Source organism: Bradyrhizobium sp. 142, from assembly GCF_023074015.1.
GTDB lineage: Bacteria > Pseudomonadota > Alphaproteobacteria > Rhizobiales > Xanthobacteraceae > Bradyrhizobium.
The window spans coordinates 1-24374 of record NZ_JADPKQ010000399.1 but is presented as its reverse complement, the minus strand read 5'-3'; the positions used below and the strand labels follow the sequence as shown (position 1 = coordinate 24374).

Annotated in this window: 22 protein-coding genes; 12 read left to right on the top strand and 10 right to left on the bottom strand. The window is 61.7% G+C overall.

Annotated features, from left to right (window positions below; all coding sequences use genetic code 11):
• The first annotated feature begins 1 nt into the window (after position 1).
• On the top strand, positions 2–1099 hold the full coding sequence (locus IVA82_RS36870) for a Gfo/Idh/MocA family oxidoreductase (RefSeq protein WP_247388286.1): 1098 nt from the start codon (positions 2–4) through the stop codon (positions 1097–1099).
• 112 nt (positions 1100–1211) lie between these two features.
• Here the strand turns inward: IVA82_RS36870 and IVA82_RS36865 are convergent, their stop codons facing one another.
• Positions 1212–2030, bottom strand: coding sequence for an IclR family transcriptional regulator (locus IVA82_RS36865; RefSeq protein ID WP_247388285.1), 819 nt, complete (start codon positions 2028–2030; stop codon positions 1212–1214).
• Positions 2031–2182: 152 nt separating this feature from the next.
• Between IVA82_RS36865 and IVA82_RS36860 the strand changes: the two genes are divergently transcribed.
• Genes IVA82_RS36860 through IVA82_RS36820 form a run of 9 tightly spaced genes read left to right on the top strand, consistent with a single transcriptional unit; the run spans position 2183 to position 11006 of the window.
• The gene (locus IVA82_RS36860) at positions 2183–3178 is read left to right on the top strand and encodes an ABC transporter ATP-binding protein (RefSeq protein WP_247388284.1); all 996 of its coding nucleotides are present in this window, start codon (positions 2183–2185) and stop codon (positions 3176–3178) included.
• On the top strand, positions 3171–3866 hold the full coding sequence (locus tag IVA82_RS36855; protein WP_247388283.1) for an SDR family NAD(P)-dependent oxidoreductase: 696 nt from the start codon (positions 3171–3173) through the stop codon (positions 3864–3866). The genes IVA82_RS36860 and IVA82_RS36855 overlap by 8 nt, the downstream gene beginning before the upstream one ends.
• Positions 3863–4150 (top strand): (2Fe-2S)-binding protein, encoded by a 288-nt coding sequence (locus IVA82_RS36850; RefSeq protein WP_247388282.1) that lies wholly within the window; start codon positions 3863–3865, stop codon positions 4148–4150. Before IVA82_RS36855 ends, IVA82_RS36850 begins: the two co-directional genes overlap by 4 nt.
• Positions 4147–5517: an NAD(P)/FAD-dependent oxidoreductase gene (locus tag IVA82_RS36845; RefSeq protein ID WP_247388280.1), complete on the top strand. Its 1371-nt coding sequence runs from the start codon at positions 4147–4149 to the stop codon at positions 5515–5517. The genes IVA82_RS36850 and IVA82_RS36845 overlap by 4 nt, the downstream gene beginning before the upstream one ends.
• Positions 5514–6674, top strand: coding sequence for an FAD-binding oxidoreductase (locus IVA82_RS36840; RefSeq protein ID WP_247388279.1), 1161 nt, complete (start codon positions 5514–5516; stop codon positions 6672–6674). Before IVA82_RS36845 ends, IVA82_RS36840 begins: the two co-directional genes overlap by 4 nt.
• The gene (locus tag IVA82_RS36835) at positions 6652–8202 is read left to right on the top strand and encodes an ABC transporter substrate-binding protein (protein WP_247388277.1); all 1551 of its coding nucleotides are present in this window, start codon (positions 6652–6654) and stop codon (positions 8200–8202) included. The genes IVA82_RS36840 and IVA82_RS36835 overlap by 23 nt, the downstream gene beginning before the upstream one ends.
• A 31-nt stretch (positions 8203–8233) precedes the next feature.
• Entirely contained in the window at positions 8234–9172 is a 939-nt protein-coding gene (locus tag IVA82_RS36830; protein ID WP_247388276.1) for an ABC transporter permease, read from the top strand.
• Positions 9169–10035, top strand: a complete 867-nt coding sequence (locus tag IVA82_RS36825) for an ABC transporter permease (RefSeq protein WP_247388275.1) — start codon at positions 9169–9171, stop codon at positions 10033–10035. Before IVA82_RS36830 ends, IVA82_RS36825 begins: the two co-directional genes overlap by 4 nt.
• Entirely contained in the window at positions 10032–11006 is a 975-nt protein-coding gene (locus IVA82_RS36820; protein WP_247388273.1) for an oligopeptide/dipeptide ABC transporter ATP-binding protein, read from the top strand. The genes IVA82_RS36825 and IVA82_RS36820 overlap by 4 nt, the downstream gene beginning before the upstream one ends.
• Positions 11007–11496: 490 nt before the next feature.
• On the opposite strand, the gene IVA82_RS36815 is transcribed toward IVA82_RS36820, so the two are convergent.
• The 5 genes from IVA82_RS36815 to iolG all read right to left on the bottom strand — a co-directional run bounded on the left by IVA82_RS36815 (position 11497) and on the right by iolG (position 16476).
• The gene (locus tag IVA82_RS36815; RefSeq protein ID WP_247388272.1) at positions 11497–12501 is read right to left on the bottom strand and encodes a substrate-binding domain-containing protein; all 1005 of its coding nucleotides are present in this window, start codon (positions 12499–12501) and stop codon (positions 11497–11499) included.
• Between the two features lie 55 nt (positions 12502–12556).
• Entirely contained in the window at positions 12557–13660 is a 1104-nt protein-coding gene (locus IVA82_RS36810; RefSeq protein WP_247388270.1) for an ABC transporter permease, read from the bottom strand.
• Complete coding sequence (locus tag IVA82_RS36805; RefSeq protein ID WP_247388269.1) at positions 13650–14390, bottom strand: ATP-binding cassette domain-containing protein; 741 nt, start codon at positions 14388–14390, stop codon at positions 13650–13652. The genes IVA82_RS36810 and IVA82_RS36805 overlap by 11 nt, the downstream gene beginning before the upstream one ends.
• A 189-nt stretch (positions 14391–14579) precedes the next feature.
• Positions 14580–15389 (bottom strand): SDR family oxidoreductase, encoded by an 810-nt coding sequence (locus IVA82_RS36800; protein WP_247388359.1) that lies wholly within the window; start codon positions 15387–15389, stop codon positions 14580–14582.
• An 82-nt stretch (positions 15390–15471) separates the two neighbouring features.
• Positions 15472–16476: an inositol 2-dehydrogenase gene (gene iolG / locus IVA82_RS36795; RefSeq protein WP_247388268.1), complete on the bottom strand. Its 1005-nt coding sequence runs from the start codon at positions 16474–16476 to the stop codon at positions 15472–15474.
• A gap of 274 nt (positions 16477–16750) precedes the next feature.
• Between iolG and IVA82_RS36790 the strand changes: the two genes are divergently transcribed.
• Positions 16751–17623 (top strand): MurR/RpiR family transcriptional regulator, encoded by an 873-nt coding sequence (locus IVA82_RS36790; protein WP_247388267.1) that lies wholly within the window; start codon positions 16751–16753, stop codon positions 17621–17623.
• A 130-nt stretch (positions 17624–17753) separates the two neighbouring features.
• Here the strand turns inward: IVA82_RS36790 and IVA82_RS36785 are convergent, their stop codons facing one another.
• The 4 genes from IVA82_RS36785 to iolD form a co-directional block, all read right to left on the bottom strand.
• The gene (locus IVA82_RS36785; RefSeq protein ID WP_247388266.1) at positions 17754–18827 is read right to left on the bottom strand and encodes a Gfo/Idh/MocA family oxidoreductase; all 1074 of its coding nucleotides are present in this window, start codon (positions 18825–18827) and stop codon (positions 17754–17756) included.
• 75 nt (positions 18828–18902) lie between these two features.
• Complete coding sequence (locus IVA82_RS36780) at positions 18903–19877, bottom strand: Gfo/Idh/MocA family oxidoreductase (RefSeq protein WP_247388265.1); 975 nt, start codon at positions 19875–19877, stop codon at positions 18903–18905.
• A 94-nt stretch (positions 19878–19971) separates the two neighbouring features.
• Positions 19972–20871, bottom strand: a complete 900-nt coding sequence (gene iolE / locus IVA82_RS36775; protein WP_247388264.1) for a myo-inosose-2 dehydratase — start codon at positions 20869–20871, stop codon at positions 19972–19974.
• 6 nt (positions 20872–20877) lie between these two features.
• A complete protein-coding gene (gene iolD / locus IVA82_RS36770; RefSeq protein WP_247388263.1) occupies positions 20878–22749 on the bottom strand; it encodes a 3D-(3,5/4)-trihydroxycyclohexane-1,2-dione acylhydrolase (decyclizing) in 1872 nt (623 codons plus the stop codon).
• 169 nt (positions 22750–22918) lie between these two features.
• Between iolD and IVA82_RS36765 the strand changes: the two genes are divergently transcribed.
• Entirely contained in the window at positions 22919–24049 is a 1131-nt protein-coding gene (locus IVA82_RS36765) for a Gfo/Idh/MocA family oxidoreductase (protein WP_247388262.1), read from the top strand.
• The last annotated feature ends 325 nt before the right edge of the window (positions 24050–24374 follow it).

The following is a 24374-nucleotide window of genomic DNA, read 5'->3' as shown; positions in this document are numbered from 1 at the left end:
CATGTCCTCGCCCTCCATTTCGACCGCACAGAATGTTCGCGTTCTCGTGGTTGGCCGCGGCACCATGGGAACCAGCCATGCCCGCGCCTACAGATCGGTCGAGGGATTTGAGCTCGTCGGTCTTTGCACCTCCCGCGCAGCCGATCGCGACGATCTCGAGGCCGAGTTTCCCGCTCTTCCGCGCTTCGAAAGCTTCGACGAGGCGCTCACGAGCTTGCGTCCCGATGCCGTCGCGATCTGCACCTACACGGAGCATCACGCCGGCATGGCCTTGCAGGCTTTCGCCGCAGGTGCGCATGTTTTCTGCGAAAAGCCGCTGGCCAACGCGCTGGAGGCCGCGCGGCGGGTCGTCAGCGCTGCACGTACGGCCGGAAAGGCGCTGCTGATCGGCTATATCCTGCGCGTGCATCCCGCGTGGTCGCGCTTCGTCGAGATCGGCCGTACGCTCGGAAAGCCGCTCGTGATGCGCATGAATCTCAACCAGCAGTCTACGGGCTCCTTCTGGGAGGTTCATAAGAACCTCATGCGGTCGACTTCGCCGATCGTCGATTGCGGCGTCCATTACGTCGACATCATGTGCCAGGTGACGCGAGCGCGTCCCGTCGCGGTCCACGCGGTCGGGTCGCGGCTGACGAGCGAGATCGCGCCGGCCATGTACAATTACGGCCATCTTCACATCATGTTCGACGATGGATCCGTCGGCTGGTACGAGATCGGCTGGGGTCCGATGATGAGCGAGACCGCTCATTTCGTGAAGGACTTGATCGGCCCGAACGGCAGTGTGTCGATCGTCGCGAAAGAGAGCACCGAAGCGGGCGCGCATTCGGCGGACCATGACACGCATACGCGGACCAACGCCCTTCGCATCCATCACGCGGCGCGCGTCACCGAAGGCCGCTTTGCGAAGCCGGATGAGTTGATCTCGACCACAGACGAACCCGGCCATCAGGAGCTCTGCGAGCGCGAGCAGCGGCTGTTTCTGAGCGCGATCCGTGGCGAGATCGACCTATCCGAGCATCACGAGGACGCGATCAACTCGCTCCGTATCGTCTTTGCCGCCGACGAGAGCGTCCGGAGCGGTGAAGTCGTCCGCCTGTAGATCCGCGCCCACCGAATGCGTCGCGCCGCGCACCCGGAACGGACAGAGAAATACCCAGGCAAGTACCCACACCGCTGCGCGACAGGAAACGTACCGGCACGCATGGGTCATCTCAATACGAGCCGGGATGTTGCCCCGGCCTGCGCAAGGCAGCGTCGAACGGGTTGATCTTCGTCGCCAGCGCCTCAGCCTCGCGCCTTAGCACCTGGACCACAGTCGGCAAACGCTCGGCATTCAGCCGCTCGACTGTGGTGCCGATGCTGATCGCGGCGAGCGGCCGCCGCTCGCGGTCAAGGATCGCAACGGCGACACCGGCCATGCCCGGCAGGAGCCCCGTCCCGCGCGCGGCGCAGCCGCTTTCCCGCACCCGTTCGATTTCGTTGCGGAAGAACACTTCGTCAAACGGGCCAAAATTGAGGAGACGCGGCAGGTTGAAGCGGATCACCTCCTCACGTTCCGCCTCCGGCAGGTAAGCGAGGATTGCCATGCTACCCTGTCCGACCCCGAGGATCACTTTGCCGCCGATATCGCCGGTAAAGGAGCGGATCGGCACCGGTCCCTCACAGCGATCGAGACAGACCGCATCATATCCGCTGCGTACCAATAGGAACACCGTGTCGCCCAACGCCACCGACAGCCGCAACAGCGCAGGGCGGCAAACCTCGCGCAGATTGCCAGGGTTCCCGGCGCGGGCGGCAAGCGAAAAGAACTCGATGCCGAGCCGATAGTACTTGTTGCGAGCATCCTGTTCGACCAAGCCTTCATCGATCAGCATGCGCAGCAACCTGTGCGCCGAAGCCGGAGGGACGCCGGCCGCCTCGGCCGCATTCGTCAGCCGCATCCCCTCGCCGCCCCTCGCGGCCAGCGCACGCAGCAAGGCCACGGCGCGCGGCAGACTTCCAGAAAGCCCAACGTCGGAAACATCATCCATCTGCTGAAAATACTCCCTGCACGGCGGCGCCTTCATTACACATATCGGAAAAACGGCACCTCCTGTTTGCGCATATTGGAATATGGCATTGACACGACGCAGAGCAAAGACCTGAATAGCAGGTGGCGTCCTCGCTCCGGCAGTCCAGCCCCATGCGCGAACAGGTCTTGCGTGTCGAAGATCTCCGAGTCGAATTTCGCATTCGTGCGGAATGGTATCCGGCCGTCGACGGCGTCTCCTTCACGCTCGATCGCAACGAGACGCTCGCTCTGGTCGGCGAATCCGGCTGCGGAAAATCGGTCGCCGCGCTCTCCATCATGGGTCTCGTGCCAGAGCCGCAAGGTCGCGTATCGGCGGGCCGTATCCTCCTCGACGGAATTGATCTGCGAACGATCGATGAGACGAAGTTCGAAGGTCTGCGCGGCGACCGCATGGCGATGATCTTCCAGGAACCGATGACGAGCCTCAACCCCGTGATGAGCATCGGCGCGCAGGTCGCCGAGGCGCTGTGGGTCCATCGCGGGCTGTCGCGGGCGGATGCGAAGGCGAAGGCGCAAGCCGTTCTTGAGGAAGTGAAAATTCCGTCCGCCAAGCACCGATTCCACGATTATCCGCATCAATTCTCGGGCGGCATGCGCCAACGTGTGATGATCGCGATGGCGCTCGCATGCGAACCGACGCTGCTGCTCGCCGACGAGCCGACCACCGCGCTCGACGTGACCATCCAGGCGCAGGTGCTCGGGCTGCTCGCCGACCTGAAGGCGCGCCACGGCATGGCCATGCTGTTCATCACGCATAATCTTGGCGTCGTCGCCCAAATCGCCGACCGCGTTGCGGTGATGTATGCAGGCCAGATCGTCGAGGAAGCGTCTGTGCAGGAGATCTTCACAAGGCCCGCCCACCCCTATACGCGCGCGCTCTTCTCGGCGATTCCGCGCATGGATCGCGCGGAACAGTCGCTCGCCGCCATTCCGGGCCGTGTGCCACCCCTCAACGACATGCCGACGGGATGCCACTTCGCTCCGCGCTGTCCGTTGCGCCGCCAAGGTTGCGAGGCCCCGCAGGTCCTGGCGGCCGCCGCTCCGCGACACCTCGCCCGCTGTCACATCGCAACCAACACTTTCGCCAAGGAGCTTGCCCGTGCTTGAAGCGTCTGGCCGGGTGGTGATGGTCTCCGGCGCCTCGCGCGGCATCGGCCGCGCCGTGGTGGAGCGCCTGGTCGCTGGCGGTTATCGCGTCTCCGCTGGCGTACGCGATTCCCGCGGACTGGTCGGATCCGACCGGCTGATGCTGCATCGTTACGATGCGGAGTCACTGCCTTCGGCGGAAGCATGGATTGCGGCGACGATCGATCGTTTCGGCCGGCTCGACGGCCTCATCAATGCTGCCGCAATCAATCCGGAAGCCAATCTCACCGATCCCGACGAGACGGCACTCGACGCCATGATGCTGATCAACGTCAAGGCGCCGATGCGGCTCATTCGACTTGTGCTGCCGCACCTTGCCACGAGCGGCGAAGGACGCGTGATCAACGTCGCCTCGATGTCCGGCAAGCGCGTCCGCAATCCCAATGCCGGTTACGCGATGAGCAAGTTTGCGCTGATCGCGCTCACCCATGCCGTACGGCAATATGGCTGGGACCACGGCATCCGCGCGACCGCGATCTGCCCGAGTTTCGTCGCGACCGACATGACCGCGCACGTCACCAAATGGCCGCGCGAGCAGATGAGCGATCCGCGCGACATTGCCGAACTGATCGCGACGGTCCTACGACTGCCCAACACCGCAACGATCGCTGAGCTGCTGGTCAATTGCCGGCTTGAGGACATGCTATGAGATTGCAACGCCTGGCGGAGACTAACCGGCCCGCCGTGTCATTCACGCTCGACGGTGCACCCGTGGTTGCGCTCGAGGGCGACAGCCTGCTCACAGCCATTCTCGCGCAAGACGGCGGTTACCTGCGCGCGAGCGAATTCGGCGATGGTCTGCGGGCGGGGTTCTGCCTGATGGGGGCGTGCCAGGATTGCTGGGTGAGCATCGAGGGCGGCGGCCGCGTGCGCGCCTGCACCACTCCCATATCGGAAGGCATGCGCATATTCCGCAGGATGGTGCAGCCATGACCATCGTAATTGTCGGCGCCGGTCCGGCCGGCACCCGCGCGGCCGAGGTCCTCGTCGGCGCAGGCCTATGCCCAATCGTGATCGACGAAGCGCCGGAGAACGGCGGGCGCATTTATCAGCGCCAGCCAGGCGGATTCCACCGCACCGCACGTGCCCTTTACGGCTTTGAGGCTGCAAAGGCGCGCGCCATACACGACACCTTCGATCAGCTACGCACCTCGGTTGACTTCCGCCCGCGAACACTTGCATGGAATTTGCGGCCCGGCGTGATCGACACGATCTCCGACGGGAAGGCGCGCGCAGTGCCATTCGTGCAGACGATCCTTTGCACGGGCGCGATGGATCGGGTGATCCCACTGCCGGGCTGGACGCTGCCAGGGGTCTTCACTCTGGGCGGATCGCAGATTTCCTTGAAGGCGCAGGGCTGCTCCATCGGTGCGCGTGTCGCCTTTCTCGGGACCGGTCCCCTGCTCTATCTCGTTGCGTATCAATATGCCCGCGCCGGCGCCCACGTTGCCGCCGTGCTCGACACGACATCCTTCGCCACCAAGGCAGCCCAAGCGTTCGGACTGATGCGTGGCGGCGCAACTTTCGCCAAAGGCCTTTATTACATCGGCTGGCTGCGCGCGCACGGCATCCCCATCTTCGCGGGCGTGACACCGCTCGCGATCGGAGGCGACGGCCAGGTCGAATCGCTGAGCTGGCGTGATACGAGCGGTAACATGCACGAGGTGACAGCCGATGCCGTCGCGCTCGGCTTTGGGCTGAAGCCGGAAGCACAGCTCGCTGATCTCGCCGGGGTACCGTTCGACTTCGATCCCGTGCAGCACAATTGGGTGCCCCGCAAGGATCGGAGCGGGCAAACGTCCGTCGAAGGCGTGTTCCTTGCTGGCGACGGCAACGGCATTGGGGGGGCTGATCTTGCTGAGGCGGCTGGCGCGCGCGCCGCCTGGGCTGTGCTGGCGGCACGCGGCCTGGCGGTTGATGCGCGCGCGGTGACGCGCCTCGATGCAACGATGGTAGCCGGTGCCACCTTCCGCGCCGCATTGGAGCGCGCATTTCCATTTCCAGCAAAGCTCGCCGCCGACATGGCCGACGATACGATCCTTTGCCGCTGCGAGGTGATCACGGCGGGCGAATTGCGCGCCGCCGCGAACGAAGCTCTCGCGACGCTTCCGCCATCGGAGGTCAATCGCGCCAAAGCGCTGACCCGTGTCGGCATGGGACGTTGCCAGGGCCGCGTCTGCGGCGCGGCCGCAGCCGAGATACTGGCAACGACATTGTCCTGCCCGATCGAGCAGGTGGGTCGGCTGCGCGGGCAGCCGCCGGTGAAGCCGATCCCCATCTTTCCCGCGGAGGCCGCATGAGCGCGACAGCGACCGACGTATTGATCGTGGGCGGCGGCGGCGCCGGCTGCTCCACGGCCCTGCATCTCGCAAAGCGCGGCGTGCAATGCGTCCTGCTCGAACGCGGCCAGATCGGCGGGCAAGCCAGCGGCGTCAACTACGGCGGCGTGCGCCAGCAGGGCCGACATCCGGCCGAACTGCCGCTCGCCCGTCGCTCCCGCGAAATATGGGCCAGGCTGCCGGAGCTCATCGGCACCGACTGCGAATTCGAGGTGACCGGACACCTGAAGCTCGCGCGCAACCAGGCCGAGGAAGCCGACCTGATTGCCTATCTCGATGTCGCCAAGGCCAACGGACTTCCGCTGATCATGATCGGCGGCAACGCCCTTCATCAGCAATATCCGTGGCTCGGCCCTGACATCGTGGCCGGCTCATTCGCACCCGACGACGGCGCCGCCAACCCTCGTCTGTTGAGCCCCGCTCTGGCGCGCGCCGCGCGCGATGCGGGCGCCGATATCCGCGAGTTCACGCCGGTCAGCAAGCTGGCTCATGACGGCGCTCAGTTCATCGTGACGTCGGGCGAGCACAAATTTCGCGCCCGCTATCTCGTCAACACGGCCGGCTACTGGGGCGGCGCGGTTGCACGCGCCTTCGGTGAGCAGGTTCCAGTGTCGCCGCTCAATCCCAACATGCTCGTGACCGAGCCCGTGCCCTATTTCATTGCGCCCAATCTGGGCGTTGTCGGCGGCGATGTCTACCTGCGTCAAATCCGACGCGGCAACGTGATCTTCGGCGGCGGCCGCGGGCACTCCGATCCGGATGTTCCGTCGTCACGGCCGTCGCCCGAGGCAAGCTATGTCGTCATGGCGAAGGCGCTGCAGCTCGTGCCGCGGCTCGCAGGCGTGCAGGTGATCCGCAGTTGGACCGGCATCGACGGCGAAACGCCGGACGATATTCCGGTCATCGGACTGAGCCGCACGACGCCCGGCCTGTTCCATGCTTTTGGATTCTCCGGTCACGGCTTCCAGCTCGGCCCGGCCATCGGCACCATCATGAGCGAGCTCGTCCTCGATGGACACACGGACGTCCCGCTCGAGCCGTTCCGTATCGATCGTTTTGCAGCGGATCAATCATTCAACCAGCAGGAACACGGACATGACGCTTCGCATCACGCTTAGTGCGGCACTCACGGCCGCCACCCTCGTTGCGATACCTGCTTCCGCGGCGCCGAAGACCGATCTGAAAGTCGGCATGGCCGCCCAGGATGTCGGCCAGCTCGATCCTCATCGCGCGGTCAGCACGATCGACCGCACCGTGGTGGCCTGGATGTACAACGGCCTCGTGCGCTTCAAGCCGGGGACGATGGATCCCAAGCAGATCGAGTCGGATCTCGCGGAAAAATGGGAATCGAGTGCCGACAAGCTCGACTGGACATTCCATCTGCGTCAGGGCGTGAAGTTTCACGGCGGCTTCGGCGGGCTGACCGCCGACGACGTCGTCTTCAGCCTGAAGAGGGCAAGCGACGCCAAGACGTCAGCCTTCTCCGCCGACTTCGCCGCGTTCAAGACCATCGAGGCAACGGATCCCTACACGGTCCACATCGTGCTGGCGCGGCAGGTGCCGAGCCTGCTCGGGCTGGTCACCAACTATTCGGGTGGCTACATCGTCAGCCGCAAGGCCGTCGAGAAATACGGCGCGGACTTCACGCGCAATCCCGTCGGCACTGGACCCTTCGCGTTCGTCTCCGACACTCCGAACCAGTCGCTCGAGCTTGCAGCCTTCGACGGCTATTTCAGAGGCAAGCCGAAGCTCGAGCACGTGAGCTATCGCTACATTCCCTCCGATTCCTCGCGCGACCTCGCCTTCCAGAACGACGAAATCGATCTCGTCTACGGCAAGCAGGATCAGGCCTGGATCAACCGCACCCGCGCATTGCCGAACTCGGTCGTCGACGTGTTCGAGCCCGGCGAGCTCGCCAATCTCAATCTCAACATCACGGCGAAGCCGCTCGACGACCTCCGCGTGCGGCAGGCGATCGCCTACGCCGTCAACCGGCCGGAGCTCGTGAAGTGGCAGGGCGCCGACACCGCGCGACCTGGCCAGAGCGTGATTCCGGCGGGCTATCTCGGATCGTCAAATGATGCCGGCCTCGTCGCCACCGACGTCGCCAAGGCCAAGGCGCTGCTCAAGGATGCCGGCTATCCCGACGGCGTGACGATCAAGATCATCCACACGCAGTTGCCGCAGATGCTTGGCAGCATGCAGGTCGTGCAGGCGCAACTCCGCAAGGCGGGCATCAATCTCGATATCCAGGTCGTCGACCACGCCACTTTCCATCAGCAGATTCGCAAGGATCTGAGCCCGATCGTCTATTACGCGGCGGCGCGCTTTCCCGTGGCGGACATCTACCTGACCCAGTTCTTCCATTCGGCCAGCATCGTCGGAAAGCCGACGGCGGTCACAAATTTCAGCCACTGCGATGTGGCAGACAAAGAGATCGACGCCGCCAAGACCGAGACCGATAGCGAGAAGCAGGCTGCGCTCTGGGTCGAGGCCCAGAAGAAGATCGTCGCCACCGTCTGTGCCATTCCGCTGGCCGAGGCCTTGCAGATCTGGGCGCACCGCACCGACCTCGACTACGGCTACGAGCTGAAGGCGTCGCTGTCGCTCGGTCCGCTCTTGACGGAAGCGACGCACTTCAAGTGAAGTCAGCGCGAACAAGCCAAGGGATCGTCTGGTGATTGGCTTCATCGTCCGGAGATTGCTGGCATCGATACCGACGCTGCTCGCGGTATTGACGCTCGTCTTTCTGCTGGTGCGCGTCGTTCCGGGCGATCCCGCAATCGCCATCCTGGGCGATCGAGCGACCCCGGAAACGCTCTCGGCCCTGCGCGCCGAACTCGGCCTCGATCGCTGGATCGGTACGCAATATTTCGAGTTCCTCGGTCATGCCTTGCGCGGCGATCTCGGCACCAGCATGGTCACGCATCGTGCAGTCTGGACCGAAATTGCCGAAGCTTTGCCGCACACTATCGTGTTGACGCTGGCGGCCATGGCGATCGGCTGCCTCGTCGGCATTCCAGCCGGCGTCTGGGCTGCCCTCCACCGCAATGGCACGATCGACGTCCTGACGCGCCTGCTATCTTTGCTCGGGTTGTCTTTTCCCGTCTTTGTCTCCGGCATTTTTCTCCTGATCGTCTTCGCGCTGCAGCTGCACCTTTTTCCGGTGATCGGCAATCCGCGCCCCGGCGACTGGATCGACGGCCTGCACAAGCTCGTCCTGCCCGCGATAACCCTTGGCATCGTGATGGCGGCTTATGTCGTCCGCGTGACGCGCAGCTCAATGCTTCAGGTACTCGGCGAGGATTACATCCGCACCGCGCGCGCGAAAGGCGTGCCACGGCGCGGCATCATCTGGCGCCACGGCTTGTCCAACGCCCTGATCCCCGTGGTCACCGTGGTCGGTCTCTATGTCGGCATCCTCATCGGCAATTCGGTGCTGACCGAAATCGTCTTCAACCGCCCCGGCCTTGGCAAGGTGATCGTCAGCGCGCTGACCCAGCGCGACTACACCATGTTGCAGGGCATGATGGTGATCTATTGTTTCCTGATCGTCGTTGTGAACCTGATCACCGACATCAGCTATGGCCTCATCGACCCGAGAGTTAAACAATGACCGATGTGGCCCTTTCCGCACCACCTTCACCACGGCGTGCAATGATCGGCCGGCTCTTGAGCGATCCTACAACAGTCGCCGGCGTCGTTCTCTGCTCGATCATCCTGGCCGGCGCGTTGCTGGCGCCATGGCTTTCCCCTCACGATCCCCTCGAACAGAACATACTCGATCGTCTGGCGGGATCCGGGTCCGACTATCTTCTCGGCACCGACCAATTCGGGCGTGACGTGCTGTCACGGCTGCTTTGGGGCGCGCGGGTATCCCTGCTGGTATCGTTTCTTTCCATCGCCAGTGCCGTCGTTGTCGGTGGGGCGATCGGTATGATCAGCGGCTATATCGGCGGGCGCTTCGACCTCGTGACCATGCAGGCGATGGACGTCTTGTTATCGTTTCCGAGCCTGATCCTCGGCATGATCATGGTCGCGCTGCTTGGGTCGAGTGTCACAAATCTCGTAATTGCCATTGCGCTCACGGCGATCGCCCCGTTTGCGCGCATCGCGCGCGCACCGGTCCTGGTGCTCAAGCAGCGCGCCTTCATCGAGGCCGGCCGCGCGCTCGGTTTCTCGCATCTGCGCATCCTGCTCGTGCATGTGCTGCCGAACATCGTCACCGACCTCCTGGTCATGGGCACGCTCTGGATGGCGACCGCGGTCCGCACCGAGGCCTCGCTTTCCTTCATCGGGCTCGGCGTCAAGCCGCCGACGCCGACCTGGGGCGGCATGATGCGGGATGGCTTTGAAAACATCCTGGATTCGGCATGGCTGTGCATCTGGCCGGGTCTGGCCATTCTTATCCTGGTTTTGGGACTGAACCTCGTCGGTGACGGCCTTTGTGACGTCACCGATCCCAAGGCGACCCAATGACCGCGTCCGAAACATTGCTCGAGGTCTGCGACCTCGCCAAGTATTTCACGGTGACCAAAGGCTTCCCTCGCCCGGTCACGACCACAGTCCGCGCCGTGGACGGCGTCAGCTTCGCTGTCCCGCGCGGCGAGGCATTCGGTCTCGTCGGCGAATCCGGCTGCGGCAAGTCGACCGCGGCGCGCGCCGTGTTGCGCCTGACACCGCCGGATGCCGGCCGCGTGCGTTTCGCCGGCATCGACGTGACCGGGGCAAAGGGATCCGCGCTCCAGCAGCTGCGCCGCCGTATGCAGATCGTATTCCAGGACCCCTATTCGTCGCTCAATCCGCGACGCACGATCGGCCAGGCCTTGACGGAGCCGCTTGGCGTGCACGGACTTGCCCGCGGCCGTGCCGCGCGCGACCGTGTGATCGCGTTGCTGGAGGAAGTCGGCCTGCCGCCGTCTGCCTACGACCGTCACCCGCACGAGTTTTCCGGCGGGCAGCGTCAGCGTATCGGAATCGCCCGTGCGCTATCCGTCGAACCCGAGCTCATCGTTGCCGACGAGCCCGTTTCCGCGCTCGACGTCTCCGTGCAGGCACAGGTGCTGCTACTGCTGAAGGATCTCCAGGCACGACGCGGCCTGACATTCGTGTTCGTCAGTCACGATCTCGGTGTCGTGCGGTGGTTCTGCTCGCGCGTCGCAGTCATGTATCTCGGGCGGATCGTGGAGGACGGCCCGGTCTCACGCGTGTTCGGCGCGCCGCGTCATCCCTATACGCGTATGCTGCGTGATGCCTCGCCCATTCCCGATCCGGCCATCCGAGGCCAACTGCCGCGCATCGTCGGCGAAATTCCTTCCGCCGCCAATCCACCGACAGGATGCCACTTTCACCCCCGTTGCCCACGTGCATCGGATGTGTGCCGCACTGTTTATCCAGAATGGCGGATTGATGGTGACGGGGGTGTCGCCTGTCACCATCCAGGGGACTGATTGTTCTCAGTAACCACTGGCGCCCGTTCACGATGCAGGTTCACCTATCTGGTTCCGGCCAACAAGCGCGAGTGCGGATTTCACATATGATTGAAGCCGCAATGGCTTATTTCCTTATCAGAATGACGAGATCCTCGCTTGCGGCTTGACAGTCCAGCGCCCCCCGTCGGAAGCAGACTTATGCGGCGAAGCGACGCAGAACCTAGCGACTGGCGGCGGATGATCACATTCCGGAATGGCCGCTTTGCGCCACAAGCTACCCTTCTCGCTAAAGCAAAACTTGACCTCTCCACCGGGGTCTTCACCGTCCAATCCGGTTAATCTCGGAATGGCCTGTTTTGCCCAGGTTTCGCACGTCGCGGTCAGGCGGCAGAGATGCGCACGCCAGTTGCTTCCAAGTGGTCGGGCAGATTCGAGATCCGAGCGGCTGCGATCGATTCGTCGTCAAAGATCAGCGGGCTAGGTCCCTAGCCCGCTGCCGTCATCATGACTACTTCGCGATACAGGTATCGACGTTCTTTGATGTGCAGACGTCGAGGCCGGTATAGGTCGGATCTTTAGGAGAAGCCTTGCCTTCCTTGACATCCTTCAGCGCGAACATGGTCTTGTAGCCCATCTCGAACGGACGTTGTCCGACCTGGCCGAGCGACAGCCCCTCCTTCATCTGATCGATCTGAACCGGCAGCGTGTCGGCAACCACCAACGCCAAGTCCTTCTTGGCGATCTTGTCCTTAAAGGGCGCCACCGCAGCGCGGTTAGCGTCCGGCACGAATTGCGGAAAGCCGCCCGTCGGCGTGAAAGCGTCCAGGTTCGGGTTCTTTGCCATGATGTCCTGGAATTGCTGCACCGACAGAGGGAAATCGTCGTTGGTATAGAGCGGGCAGCCGTCGATCTCCTTCCAGCCATTCTGTCCAGTCAGCCGTTCCCCGGGCGATTGGGCAGACTCCTTGCCGGCCAGCGTGTCACGGATACCCTTCATGCGCTCGTTGTGGTTGGCTGCAGCCGCGCCGCCGGACTGGATACAGATCGCGCCGCCCTTTGGCTTGATGGTCTGCACGATCTTGGCGATGTTGACGCCGATCTCGTAGTTGTGGGTGCCAATATAGGCAAGACGCAGCTCCTTGTTCTCGGGCAGAACGTCGGAGTCCCAGGTCAACACGGGAATGCCGGCGCCCTTGGCGGCCTGCAACGCAACGGCCATCGCTGCCGCGTTGGCCGGTGCCACGGCAATGCCGTCCACCTTCTTGGCCACGAGGTCCTGCACGATCTGCACCTGCTCCTCGCCGCCGCCATGCTCTCCAGGGCCGATATACATGCACTGGAAGGCGCCCTTGGATTCGGCTTCCGCCTTCTTGCATCCGTCCCGCGCCTGATCGAAGAACGGATTGTTCATGTTCTTGGGAACGAGCGCAAAGGTGAACTTCTGCTGCGCGCAGGCCTGTCCTCCCATGAGCGCCGAAAACGCCACGGCGGCCATCAATAGATGTTTATGCACGTTTCTCCTCCCTTTTTGCTGACTCCAAGTCTCCGACCTTATTGCCATCGGATGCCTAACTACGCTTCCAGACAACCCACTCGCGGATCGTGGCAAGAAGCGAGCTTCCACTCGTCTGCAAGCCGAGAAGTGCGGCAATGACGATGAACATGCCAACGAAGGCGCCCTGCCAGTTCGAATCGATGCCGGCCATCAGAAGGGCGTTGCGAATGACCTCGAGGAACGCCGAGCCGATCACGGCGCCGAATGCGGTTCCGTAGCCGCCCATCAGATTGGCACCGCCAATGACGGTGCCGGCGATGACTCGAAGCTCATAGCCGGTCCCCATCGCGTTGATAGCCGAGCCGCTGTAGCCGAGCAGCAGCAGCGAGGCGATCGAGGCCGTGAAAGACGAGAACACGTACGCCTGGAATTTGATCCAGTCGACCGACACGCCGGTCAGGCGCGCAGCGTTCTCGTTGGAGCCAATCGCATAGAGGTGACGCGCCCACGCTGTAAAGATGAAGATGGCGCCGAGGATGAGGGCAAGGATAACCATCACCCAAAAATGGGAGGAGAATTCCGGCATCCAGTGCGGTGCCCAGCCGGCTGGCGCATGGAGCGGCCATTTTGCCTGGCCTATCGCCCTCACGATAGGCGCGTCCGGACCAAACTGGTACAGCATCTGGTTGCCGGAGAGCACGACGGCCAGCGAGCGCGCGATCGACAGCATACCAAGAGTCACGACGAAGGACGGCATGCCAATATAGGCAACGAAGAAGCCGTTGAAAGCTCCGCACGCCAGACCCGCCAAGAGCCCGGCTGCGAAGGCAACGTACCAGGAATGATGCCAGGTCAGCAGCAACCCGGTGACAATGGCAACGAGCCCCATCACCGAACCGACGGACAGATCGATGCCCCCCGTGATGATGACCACAGTCATGCCGAGGCTCATAATCGCAAGCGGAGCGAAGTTGCGCGTGATGTTCGTTACGTTGTCGGCTGTGCCGAAGCTCGGCTCCAGCCAGGTCATGAAAATCACCAGAGCCAGGAGCGCAGCTGCGACCCAGAATGCCTGGTTGGCCACCAGGCGCTGGAAGGTCGTCTGCTCGCGAACGCTGACGATATCACCGATTGCGGCGTGTGTTTCTTCTATCACTTTGGCAGAACTAGGCTTCACGGATCGCCCCCGTAATCAGGCCGGTGATCTGCTCCGGCGAGGTCGTCGCGGTTTCCTTGTCGGCCACTTTCGAGCCGCGCCGGAGCACAATGATGCGATCGCAGACCGTAAACACGTCAGGCATGCGGTGGCTGATCAGCATCACCGATACTCCGCGAGACTTCAGCCGGCGGATGAGCTCGAGCACCTCGGCGACCTGTCGCACAGAAATGGCCGCGGTCGGCTCGTCCATCAGGACCAGCTTGGCGTTAGACAGCCGGGCCCGGGCAATCGCAACAGCCTGGCGCTGCCCCCCCGACATCTTCTTCACGAGGTCGCGGGGACGCGTTTCCGATTTGAGCTCGGCGAAGAGCTCGCCGGCGCGTCCGATCATCGACTGCTTGTCGAGGATGCGGAACGGCCAGAATCCCTTTTTAATTTCTCGTCCGAGGAAAACGTTCTCCGTAGCGGTGAGATTGTCGGCCAGCGCGAGTTCCTGGTAGACAACTTCGATGCCCTCGGCCCGTGCCTCGATTGGCCTGTGGAAATGGCATGGCTTGCCATCGACAACAACGGCGCCCTCGGTCGGCGGAAAGTTTCCGGCAATCAGTTTCACCATGGTCGATTTGCCGGCGCCGTTGTCGCCCATCAGCCCGACCACCTCCCCCGCATCGACCGAAAAGCTGACGTCGTGCAGTGCCCGAATGGCACCAAAGCTCTTCGAGATGCTTCGCACATCAAGCAAGGCCACGCATTCCCTCCATGCGGTGGCGGCTCTATCCGGCCGCTTCACATCGTTCTTTTTTGCAACTATTATTGCATAGACCGCAATCCTGCAACACTTATTTCACATGCTGATGGCCTTGTAGGGACGTATCGGAGTGCAGGCCGCATACCTTGCTCGCCGATCACAGAGAAAAGCCTTTAGGCTCGGAACGTCTCAGAGCAGCGCTTCCGGATGCGGTGACGTATCGTAGGCGCCCCAGATACTTTGATCGAAGTTGATCGTGGCTCCCGTCATCATACCGGACTCATCGCAGGACAGGAACGCAACGGCGCGCGCGACCTCGATGGGATCGAGCAATCGGCCGAAGGGCTGCCGCGCGGCGACTTCTTCGAGCCAGTTCGCAGACCGACCATGGTAAACCTGCTGCGTGTTGAGCTCGCCTTCCGAAGCCATCCAACCAATGTTGAGACCGTTCACGCGGATGCGGTTGCGCAGCAGCGCATGGGCAGTATTTCGCGTCAGCGTGTCGAGCGCCCCTTTCGATGCGCAGTACGCAGCGATAAATGATTGGCCACCCATCGCCGACATCGACGAGATGTTGACGATCGTGCCCTGCACCTTGTCACGACGCATCAGCTTGATCGTGTCCTGCATCAGGAAGAACGGGGCGCGGGTATTGATGGCGAAAATCTTGTCGAACAATTCGGGGCTTGTATCGATGATCGTGCCGCGGCTCGTGTCGCCCGCGGCGTTCACCAGGGCGTCGACGCGCCCGAAGGTCCGGTCCGCCACGGCCACGACCCTGGCGCAATCCTCGACCGTCGCGAGGTCGGCGTGCACAAAAACGACTGCTGCGCCTGTGGCTGCGGCGATCGCGTCGGCCTTCGCTCGGCCTTTCGCCTCGTCACGACCGCACGTTACGATTCCTTTGGCACCACGCTCGGCGAAGAGTTTAGCGATGGCAGCACCTAGGCCCTGCGTACCGCCCGTGACGATCGCTATCTTTCCATGCATCGAAGTCATTTTGAACTCTCCAACGGTCGGCGGGGCGCTGTCTAGCTTGCTCCACTGCTGCTCGACGCCCGCAGGCACGTCCTATTCAACCTCATGCGATATCGCGAACCTCGACCTTCTTGCCGGTCCTGCCAGACTCGACGGCAGCCTCCGCAAGAATGAGCGCGCGGTAACCGTCGTCGAAAGTGGCTTGGATCGGTCCACCGTCGCGGACAGCAGCAATGAAAGCGGCAATCTCAGCTTCGTAAGCCTGTGCGTAGCGCTCGATAAAAAAGTGGAGGTAGGGCTCGGCCGCTTCAGTGGTGGTCGAGCCGTAAAACTTCAGCTCGTGGCCTTTCATATTGTCGGAGATGACCATCCCGTCGCTGCCAAACAGTTCGATCCGCTGATCGTAGCCGAAGCTGGCGCGTCGAGAATTATTGATATGGCAGAGCTTTCCGTTTGCAGTGCGCATGATCACCATGATGGAGTCGAAATCGCCAAACTCGGATCCAATGGTGGGATCAACAAGTGCACTGCCGGTCGCAAGGACCTCGGTCGGCTCGTCGTTCAACATGAAGCGCGCCAAGTCAAAATCGTGGATCGTCATGTCGCGGAAAATACCGCCTGAGACCGCAACGTAACTTCGCGGCGGCATCCCCGGATCGCGCGACGTGATAACGACCTGCTCAAGTTTTCCGATTTTGCCGGCGGCGCAGGCGTCGCGCGCGGCGCGGTGCCCGGGGTCGAAGCGGCGATTAAAGCCGATCTGGATTGGTACGTTGCACCCTTCAATCGCCTTGCGGCATGCTCGCACCCGATCGAGATTGAGATCGATCGGCTTCTCGCACAAGATTGCCTTGCCGGCCCGTGCCGCGAGCTCGATCAGGTCGGCATGCGTGGCAGTCGATGTCGCAATCAAAACTGCGTCGGCCTTACCAATCGCATCTTCCACGCTTGCGGATACCCCGCAGCCATGCGCTCTGGCGACCGCTTCGGCGGCAGTTGTGTTCGGATCGAATACCGTCTCCAGGCGCGCCCCCTCCGCTTTGGCAAGATTGCGGGCGTGCAAGACGCCAATGCGCCCGCATCCGAGCAATGCGAATTTGGTTGCCACCGTTTCCTCCCGCCGACGAATGCTCGATTTACTTGCAAGAGTTATTGCGGATATGCAAAAGTGTCAATAATTGTTCGCTGGCGCTATCACTGATTCTGCTCCGCCGCGTGATTCTGTTTGGGCCTTTAGCCCGTCCGGTCGATGGCCAGCTGTATTGCTAGTTGACCTATACAGATGCCTTGGCACTGCTGACTCTTAGGGAGGACAGCCTTCCGAACGAGAGTGAAGTTGTTAGCATCCGCACACCATGACACCAATGACGAGAGTACCTTAGATGCAGGACGTGAAGACACCGGAAGATTATGAGGAATTGATCCGTGTCATCCACGATCGCCATGGTGACATGAGCAAGTCCTATCAAAAGATAGCTGTTTATCTGACCCAGAACCCGAATGATGTCGCGGTCCTGTCGGTAAACGCAATTGCCGATCGCTGCGGCATCCATGCCTCGAGCTTCGTGCGCTTCGCCCAGTCACTCGGCTATGAAGGTTTCAAGGAGCTTCAGGCCCTGTTTCAACGGCGCTTGTCTACCGCCGCCCCGGGTTTCGAGGCGCGCATCAAAGCTCTCGAGATTGAGTTGGGCGCCCGCGCGGATCGCAGTGAAGTCGGCTTCCTGCGCGACCTGGTCGTCCGCGACATTGCCTCCCTTCAGGACATGCTCACGGATATTTCCCCGAAAGCTCTCTCGGAAGCGGTGACCCTACTTGAGAAAGCCGATTGCGTTTTTCTGATCGGGCAACTGCGTTCGGCGCCGGTCGTTGAATTCCTTCGCTACATATTGACCATGCTGGGCAAACGGTGCGTGCTGCTTGATGCAGGCGGCGGCCTCGCGACACACATCGCGCGTACGATCCGCAAGAAGGACGTGCTCTTGGCGGTGTCGTTCCGCTTCTACGCAAATGAGGTCGTCAACGTGGTGGAGGAAGCCGGACGCAATGGAACCCCTATCATTGCAATATCGGATAGTACGCTGTCTCCGCTGGCTAAGAGCGCTCGCGTTCTGTTCGCGGTTCCAGAGCATGAATACACGTTTTCGCGTTCACTCGCCGCTCCCATGTGTCTTGCCCAGGCTTTGACAATAGCGCTAGCGGCGAGGCTACAGAAAAACGACGTCGATCCGCGGATTCCAACAGTTACTGGTCCGTAGAACCAATTCGAGCGGGCTTTCGCTAGGATTTCATCGGGCCCGCATTTCATCGGCCGATTGCGCGAACGGCGGCACGACGGCTCTCAGACCGTAGATCCAACAGATCGGTAACCGCAGGGCAGCGGCTCCATCAGAAGACCAGCCGTCGATCCGTTACTGGGGTAAATCGCACCATGTCGGGCATTGGATGGCGGGCACGTGGAGGGGACGTGATGGTTTGCGGTTGTCCGGTCAGGGAGGCTTTTTCGATTGCGACTAGCGCGCGCAAGTCCGCCAATCCCTCTTCGCCATCAGCCTCGGGCGGCGTTCCAGTTTTGATGCAATCGGAAAAGTAGTCCACCTGTGCGCCAAAATGGTCGATTTGCGGAAACCGGGTTTCGCGGACCTCGCCGTCGCGGCGCAGGCGTAGTTTTGTTGCAGTCTCGAACCTGAAGCCGGGGTCGAGCTCGAGATCGCCCGACGTTCCGACGACCCGATAATTGTCGACGGCGGCCGCGCTGAAGCTGGCTACGAATTGCGCCAAGCCGCCCGAGGGGAACCGCAGCAAAGCTCCGACAGAGGCTTCCACCTCGAAAAAACGCGGGTCTTCGTTTGGTCGGTGCACCATCGCCATGGCCTCAATCGGCTCTTCTGCAAAGATGTGCCGAGCCGCATTGACGCAATAGACCCCGAGGTCTTGGAGCGGGCCGCCCCAACTCATAGACTTCAGTCTGTGGTTCTCCAGCGCCGCTTGAAAACTGAACACCGATTGGAAGAACAGCGGTCGGCCGATCGCACCGTTGCGGATATGTTCGAGCACTGCGAGTGTTCCGGGTTCGTTGTGGAGCCTATACGCGGTCATCAGGAACACCCCGGCTTCGCGCGCAGCGCCGATCATGGCGAGGGCATCTGATTCATTGGTAGCCAACGGCTTCTCGACCAGGATGTGCTTGCCGGCTCGAGCCGCGCGAACGGCGTAGTCCGCATGCATGTGGTTGGGCAGAGCAATATACACCGCGTCGATGTCAGGGCCTCTCAGAAGAGCATCGTATCCGTCATAGTCGACGATCCGGCCAACACCATAGAAGCTCGCCAACCGTGCGGCCTTGTCCTGATCGCCGGTCACGATGGCGGTAACTCTTGAGTTTGCGGACTGTCTGACCCCTGGCAAGAAGGCTTGTTGCGAAATCCAGCCCGCGCCGACAACTGCATATTTGATCATCATTTCCTCTCCCAGGATTTGGGCCGGCTCGCATGAGAGGCTGGTCAATCCTCTCCGGTGTCGTTCGCTCGCTATCGGTCAGTCATACAACGGGGGCCGTGGTCCATATTTCAGGGTCGCCATGCCATTTCCAGCAAGAGCCTCAACAACTTGTTCCGCGATGGCTGAGGCGACATAGCCGTCCCATGCGCTCGCTCCGACAGACGTTTCGGCCTTCACAGTGCTAACCCAGTCAGCCATCTGCCTGCGATACGCCTCTTTGAACCTCGGCACCCAATTGTCCGGATACGAATGACCACCGGATCTGTCTCTGTTCAACAGCGTCAGTGATGCCGGAGCCAGCGATATCGTGCCCTGCCGACCGACCAGTTCGACATGGACGTGATAGCCGTAGCTGGCGTTCACGAAAACCTCAGTCGAAACAATTTCGTTTTTGTCGGACTTCAGCGTGATCATGAGGGGTTCGCCGCCGGGCCCCGTCTCCACGTGCGCTGAAACCATCTCCGACCCCAAAAGCCAACGGCTGCAGTCGATCTCGTGGACGAACGAATTCGTGATGGCCATCGAGCCGTTGAACCACTCGGGCGCGCGAACGTTTCGGTGCACGTTGTGCAACAACACGGGTCCACCCAATTCACCGGTGTCTTTGACGCGCTTGATCTCCTGATAGCCATGGTCAAACCGGCGCATGTATCCGACCTGGATGAGCCTGCGACCCAAAGCGACTTCCGCCTGCACCACGTCTAGGGCATCAGCTGCTGAAGACGCTAAAGGCTTTTCGCAGAGAACAGGCTTCCCCGCCTCGATGCAGGCCAGTGTTAGGGCCGCATGTGTGGCGTCGGGAGATGCAATCACTATCGCGTCGATCCGATCCGACGCGATCAACGATTGAGGATCCGAAAAGACGATTGCTCCAGAGGCAACTGCCTGCGCCCGAATCGCGTCAGTATCAAAGATCCCAGCAAGATGAGCACCGGGAGTCTCGTGTCGGAGTATCCGAGCATGCTCGGCGCCCATTACACCTGTCCCGATGACTCCTATCCCGATGCTCATTTCACCTCACCTCCCGACTTCGCGAAGATGAACCCGCCGCGACAGGCGAGACCTGAGCGCTTCTTCGAGGACGGCGACATCCGATCCGTACGATTCATTGCATGACCTCGTATCCGGCAGACGCCATCAAGCGCATCAGTTCCGCGTGGCCTTTCTTGGCCATTTCGAGCGGGGGACTGATCTTCGGATCCTGCTCCGCCTCGACGACGAACCACCCCTCGTAACCGTAGGACGCGAGGCGGGCGATGACCGCGGCGAAGTCGAGCGAGCCGTCGCCCGGCACGGTGAACGCCCCTTTCACCACCGCGTCGAGGAAGCTCTCCCGTTTCCGGTCGAGCTTGTTGATGACGCTGCTGCGGACGTCTTTGGTATGCACATGGCTGATGCGAGAATGATGTTTGTCGATGACACGCAAAACGTTGCCGCCGGCAAAAGCCATGTGGCCAGCATCGAACAATAGCGATAACGCCTCACCCGAATTCGCCATGAGCAGGTCGAGTTCAGCTTCGGTCTCGATCGCCGCAGCCATGTGGTGATGGTAAGCGATCGGCATTCCCTGCCCGGCACACCACTCGGCGAAAACCGTCATCTTGCGTCCATAGGCCTTCATCTCCTCGTCCGAAAGCCTGGGTTTGGTATCAAGCGGCGCGGAACGAATGCCTTGGATCGAACGCGCAGTTTCGCCGTAGACGATGCAAGGCGCCGCGGCCGCAATGAAAAAATCCATCTGGGCGCGAATGCGGTCCTTTTCCCGTCCGATGTCACCGTCGAGGAGAAGGCCAGAGAACCAACCGCCGCACACGGAAATGCCAAACCGGGCGAGTATCGGCCCGAGTTCCTTCATGTTCATGGGGAAGCGCCGTCCGGTCTCCATTCCCGTAAAACCTGCGACGCTCGCTTGGCGTAAGCACTCCTCCAGGCTCACGTCGTCGGACAGGTCCGCAAGATCGTCGTTCCACCAGGCAATGGGAGCAATTCCAAGTTTCGCTTTCATAACTCATCACACTCCGATGCGCTGCTTCGCGCGGATCTCGTCCTGCTGCCTGCGCGCGCTTCGAACCGTCTCGCGCGAAGATACTTGGGGTACGCCGACGTCCCAGTCGGCATCGCCAGGAACCCACGAATACGCGTCCGAGGCGATCGAAAGCACGGTGGTGCGGTCGTTGCCTTTGGCCCATTCGAGCGCGGCAACAAGGTCGGCAAGGCTCTCGCAACGTCGTGCAGCCGCTCCCATGGACTCGGCGTGCTTGGCAAAATCAACGTGAAGAGGATTGTCGCGATTCTGAACTCGACAATCGGTCAACAAATTATTGAAGCCAGGCACGCCTTTGAATTGTTGCAACCGGTTGATCACCGCGAACCCGCCGTTGTCGCAGACCACAACAATTATCTTGTGACCGCTCAGAACTGTCGAGTAGATGTCCGAGTTCATCATCAGATAGGTGCCGTCCCCGACCATCACGATCGGCGTGCCGCCGAGTCCGCCGGGCCCGGAATTGGCCATCGCATGGCCCCAACCGGCCGCGACCTCGTAGCCCATGCAAGAGAAGCCGAACTCAAGATCAAAGGTGTTCGGCGCCTTGATGCGCCAGCCTTTTGCCACTTCGCCAGGCAGCCCGCCGGCGGCTGAAATCAAGGTATCTTTCTCGCCGGCGGATGCATTCACTGCCTGGACTATTTGCGCGTAGGTCGGCACCGGAGCGTTGCTGGGATTCTGCAGCGACTCGAGCAGCATGTCCCATTCTCTAAAGAGCATCTGAGCGCGAGCCATGTGGGCGGGGTCGATGCGCCACGTGCCGAGCTCCACGTCGAGTTCCTCAATCGTCTCCCGCGCGTCGCCCACCACCGCCAGCGCGCGATGCTTCACCGCATCGAACCTAGCCGCGTTGATCGAGATGAAGCGCGCGTCCGGGCTGAAGGCGGTCCATGATCCTGTCGTGAAATCCTGAAGGCGCGTACCCACCGCAAGGATCACATCGGCTTCGGCCGCGAGCGCATTCGCTGAGGTTGAGCCGATGATTCCGATCGGTCCCGCATGGGCTGGGTGATAGTGGGTCACGGCGCCCTTGCCGGCGACCGTCTCCACAATCGGAATTCCATGCTTGACGGCAAAACCCGCGACGACATTTCCTGCCAGCGAGTAGCGCACGCCGCCACCGGAGATGAGGATCGGCTTCTTCGCAGCCTTGAGCAGCGCGGCAGCTTCCGCGAGTTTCCGGCGGTCGGGACGCGGACGCGGGATGGTCCAAGTTCGAGGCTCGAAGAAAGCCTCGGGGTAGTCGAAAGCCACCTCCTGGGTATCCTGCGGCAGCGCGAGAAACGCCGGCCCGCAGTCCGCTGGATCGAGCATGGCGGCCACTGCCTGCGGGAGCGAAGACAGGATCTGCGCCGGATGTGTGATGCGATCCCAGTATCGTGTGACCGCCTTGAAAGCGTCGTTTACCGTCACAGTCGGGTCGCCAAAATGTTCGACCTGCTGGAGAACTGGATCCGGTAGCCGATTGGTGAACGTATCGCCAGCGATGAGAAGGACCGGCAAGCGGTTTGCATGAGCCGTCCCCGCCGCCGTCACCATGTTCAGGGCGCCGGGGCCGATGGACGAGGTCGCGATCATGATTTGCCGCCGGAGCTTGGCCTTGGCGAAACCGATAGCCGCCAGCGCCATCGACTGCTCGTTCTGTCCGCGCCAGGTCGGCAGACGATTCTGCACCGCCTCCAGGGCCTCGGACAGGCAGGTCACGTTCCCATGACCAAAAATGCCGAAGACGCCGGCGAACAGCGGCACACGAACTCCGTCGACTTCGGTGAACTGTTGAGTCAGCCATCGCACCAGGGCCTGGGCCATGGTGAGTCGGACTGTCGCTCCGGTCATGTGATTTCCTCCCTCGACGGTTTGTGCGGAACATAACCTCTTGCATTGAATATTGACAATCACAATTTTCGGCAACAATTATTGCCGACAGCGTCTTCCATTCAGAACGTGCTCCGATTTTTTGTAGGTCGCCTCAACTCCGACCTCATCGTGAACAGGAACTTCCGACATGACCAAACCGAAGCTTCGCATCGGCCTCATCGGTAGCGGATTCATGGGCAAGGCTCACGCTTTCGGTTACTCCATCGCGGCGCGCGTCTTTGACCTTCCCTTCGAGCTGAAACTGCATACGATCGCGGATATCAGCGACGAGGCAGCCGCGAAGGCGGCCTCCGCCCTGGGCTTCGCGCGCGCGACCTCGGATTGGCGTTCACTCGTTGCGGACCCTGGTATCGACGTCGTGAACATCACCACGCCCAACGCGCTCCACAAGGAAATGGCCTTGGCTGCGATTGCGACGGGCAAACATGTGTATTGCGAAAAGCCGCTGGCGCCTTTTGCGATGGACTCCCACGAAATGGCGGAGGCCGCCGAAGCGGCAGGAGTAAAGACGCAGGTCGGTTTCAACTATCTCTGCAACCCCATGTTGGACTTCGCGCGCGACATGATCGCGGCCGGAGAACTCGGCGAGATACGCAGCTACCGCGGTATCCACGCCGAAGACTACATGGCAGACAGCGCTGGGCCGTTCACCTTTCGGCATGACCCGGCGGGTGGCGGCGCGCTGGCTGACATTGGCAGCCATGCATTGGCCACGGCCGAATTCCTGCTGGGTCCGGCGACCGGACCGATCATCCGAGTCATGGGCGATTGCCTCACGATGATCAAGGAACGTCCAGATGGCAAAGGCGGCCGGAGGCGCGTCGAAGTCAACGATGTCGGCCGCGCTTTCCTCCGATTCGAGAACGGTGCCTCCGGCTCAATCGAAGGAAATTGGATTGCGACAGGACGGAAGATGCAACACGACTTCGAAGTCTATGGAAGCAGGGGCGCCCTCGCCTTCAGCCAGGAACGATTCAACGAGTTGCATTTCTTCTCGACCGGTGACCAACGTGGCCGTCAGGGATTCCGGCGGATCGAGGCAGGCCCGGACCACCGGCCATACGGCCTGTTCTGCGTTGCGCCAGGACACCAGCTTGGCTTCAACGATCTGAAGGCGATTGAAGTCGCGGGATACCTTGACGCTATCGCTGGACGCCGGCCGGAGCCATTCAACTTCCGCGCTGGTCTGCGCATCCAAACGCTCGTCGAGACCATTCAAGCCTCGAGTCACACTGGAACGTGGAAGGACGTTCCTTGACTGAGCCTTTGCACCTTTCGATGTCAATCGGCTTGCAAATTTGACCCCCGTATTGCCTCATCTGAGGATGTTACTTTCGCTTGACGGATGTAGCTCCGACTGTCGGCCGGTCCGAGGTTGCGTCATTGCTCGCAGGATCGGAGGGACTGGGGCCGTCGCGGAGTGCCCATCACACGCAGCGACGGCCCCAGTCCCGGGATCACCAGTAGTGGCCGGTACTGTACGCGGGATGATCACCTTGGCTCCGTTGCGTCTGAGTGATCGCAACAAGCGCTGCACGATGGTGTGCTGCGGCGGCCCGAACTTTTCGGGGGAATGCTCGGCG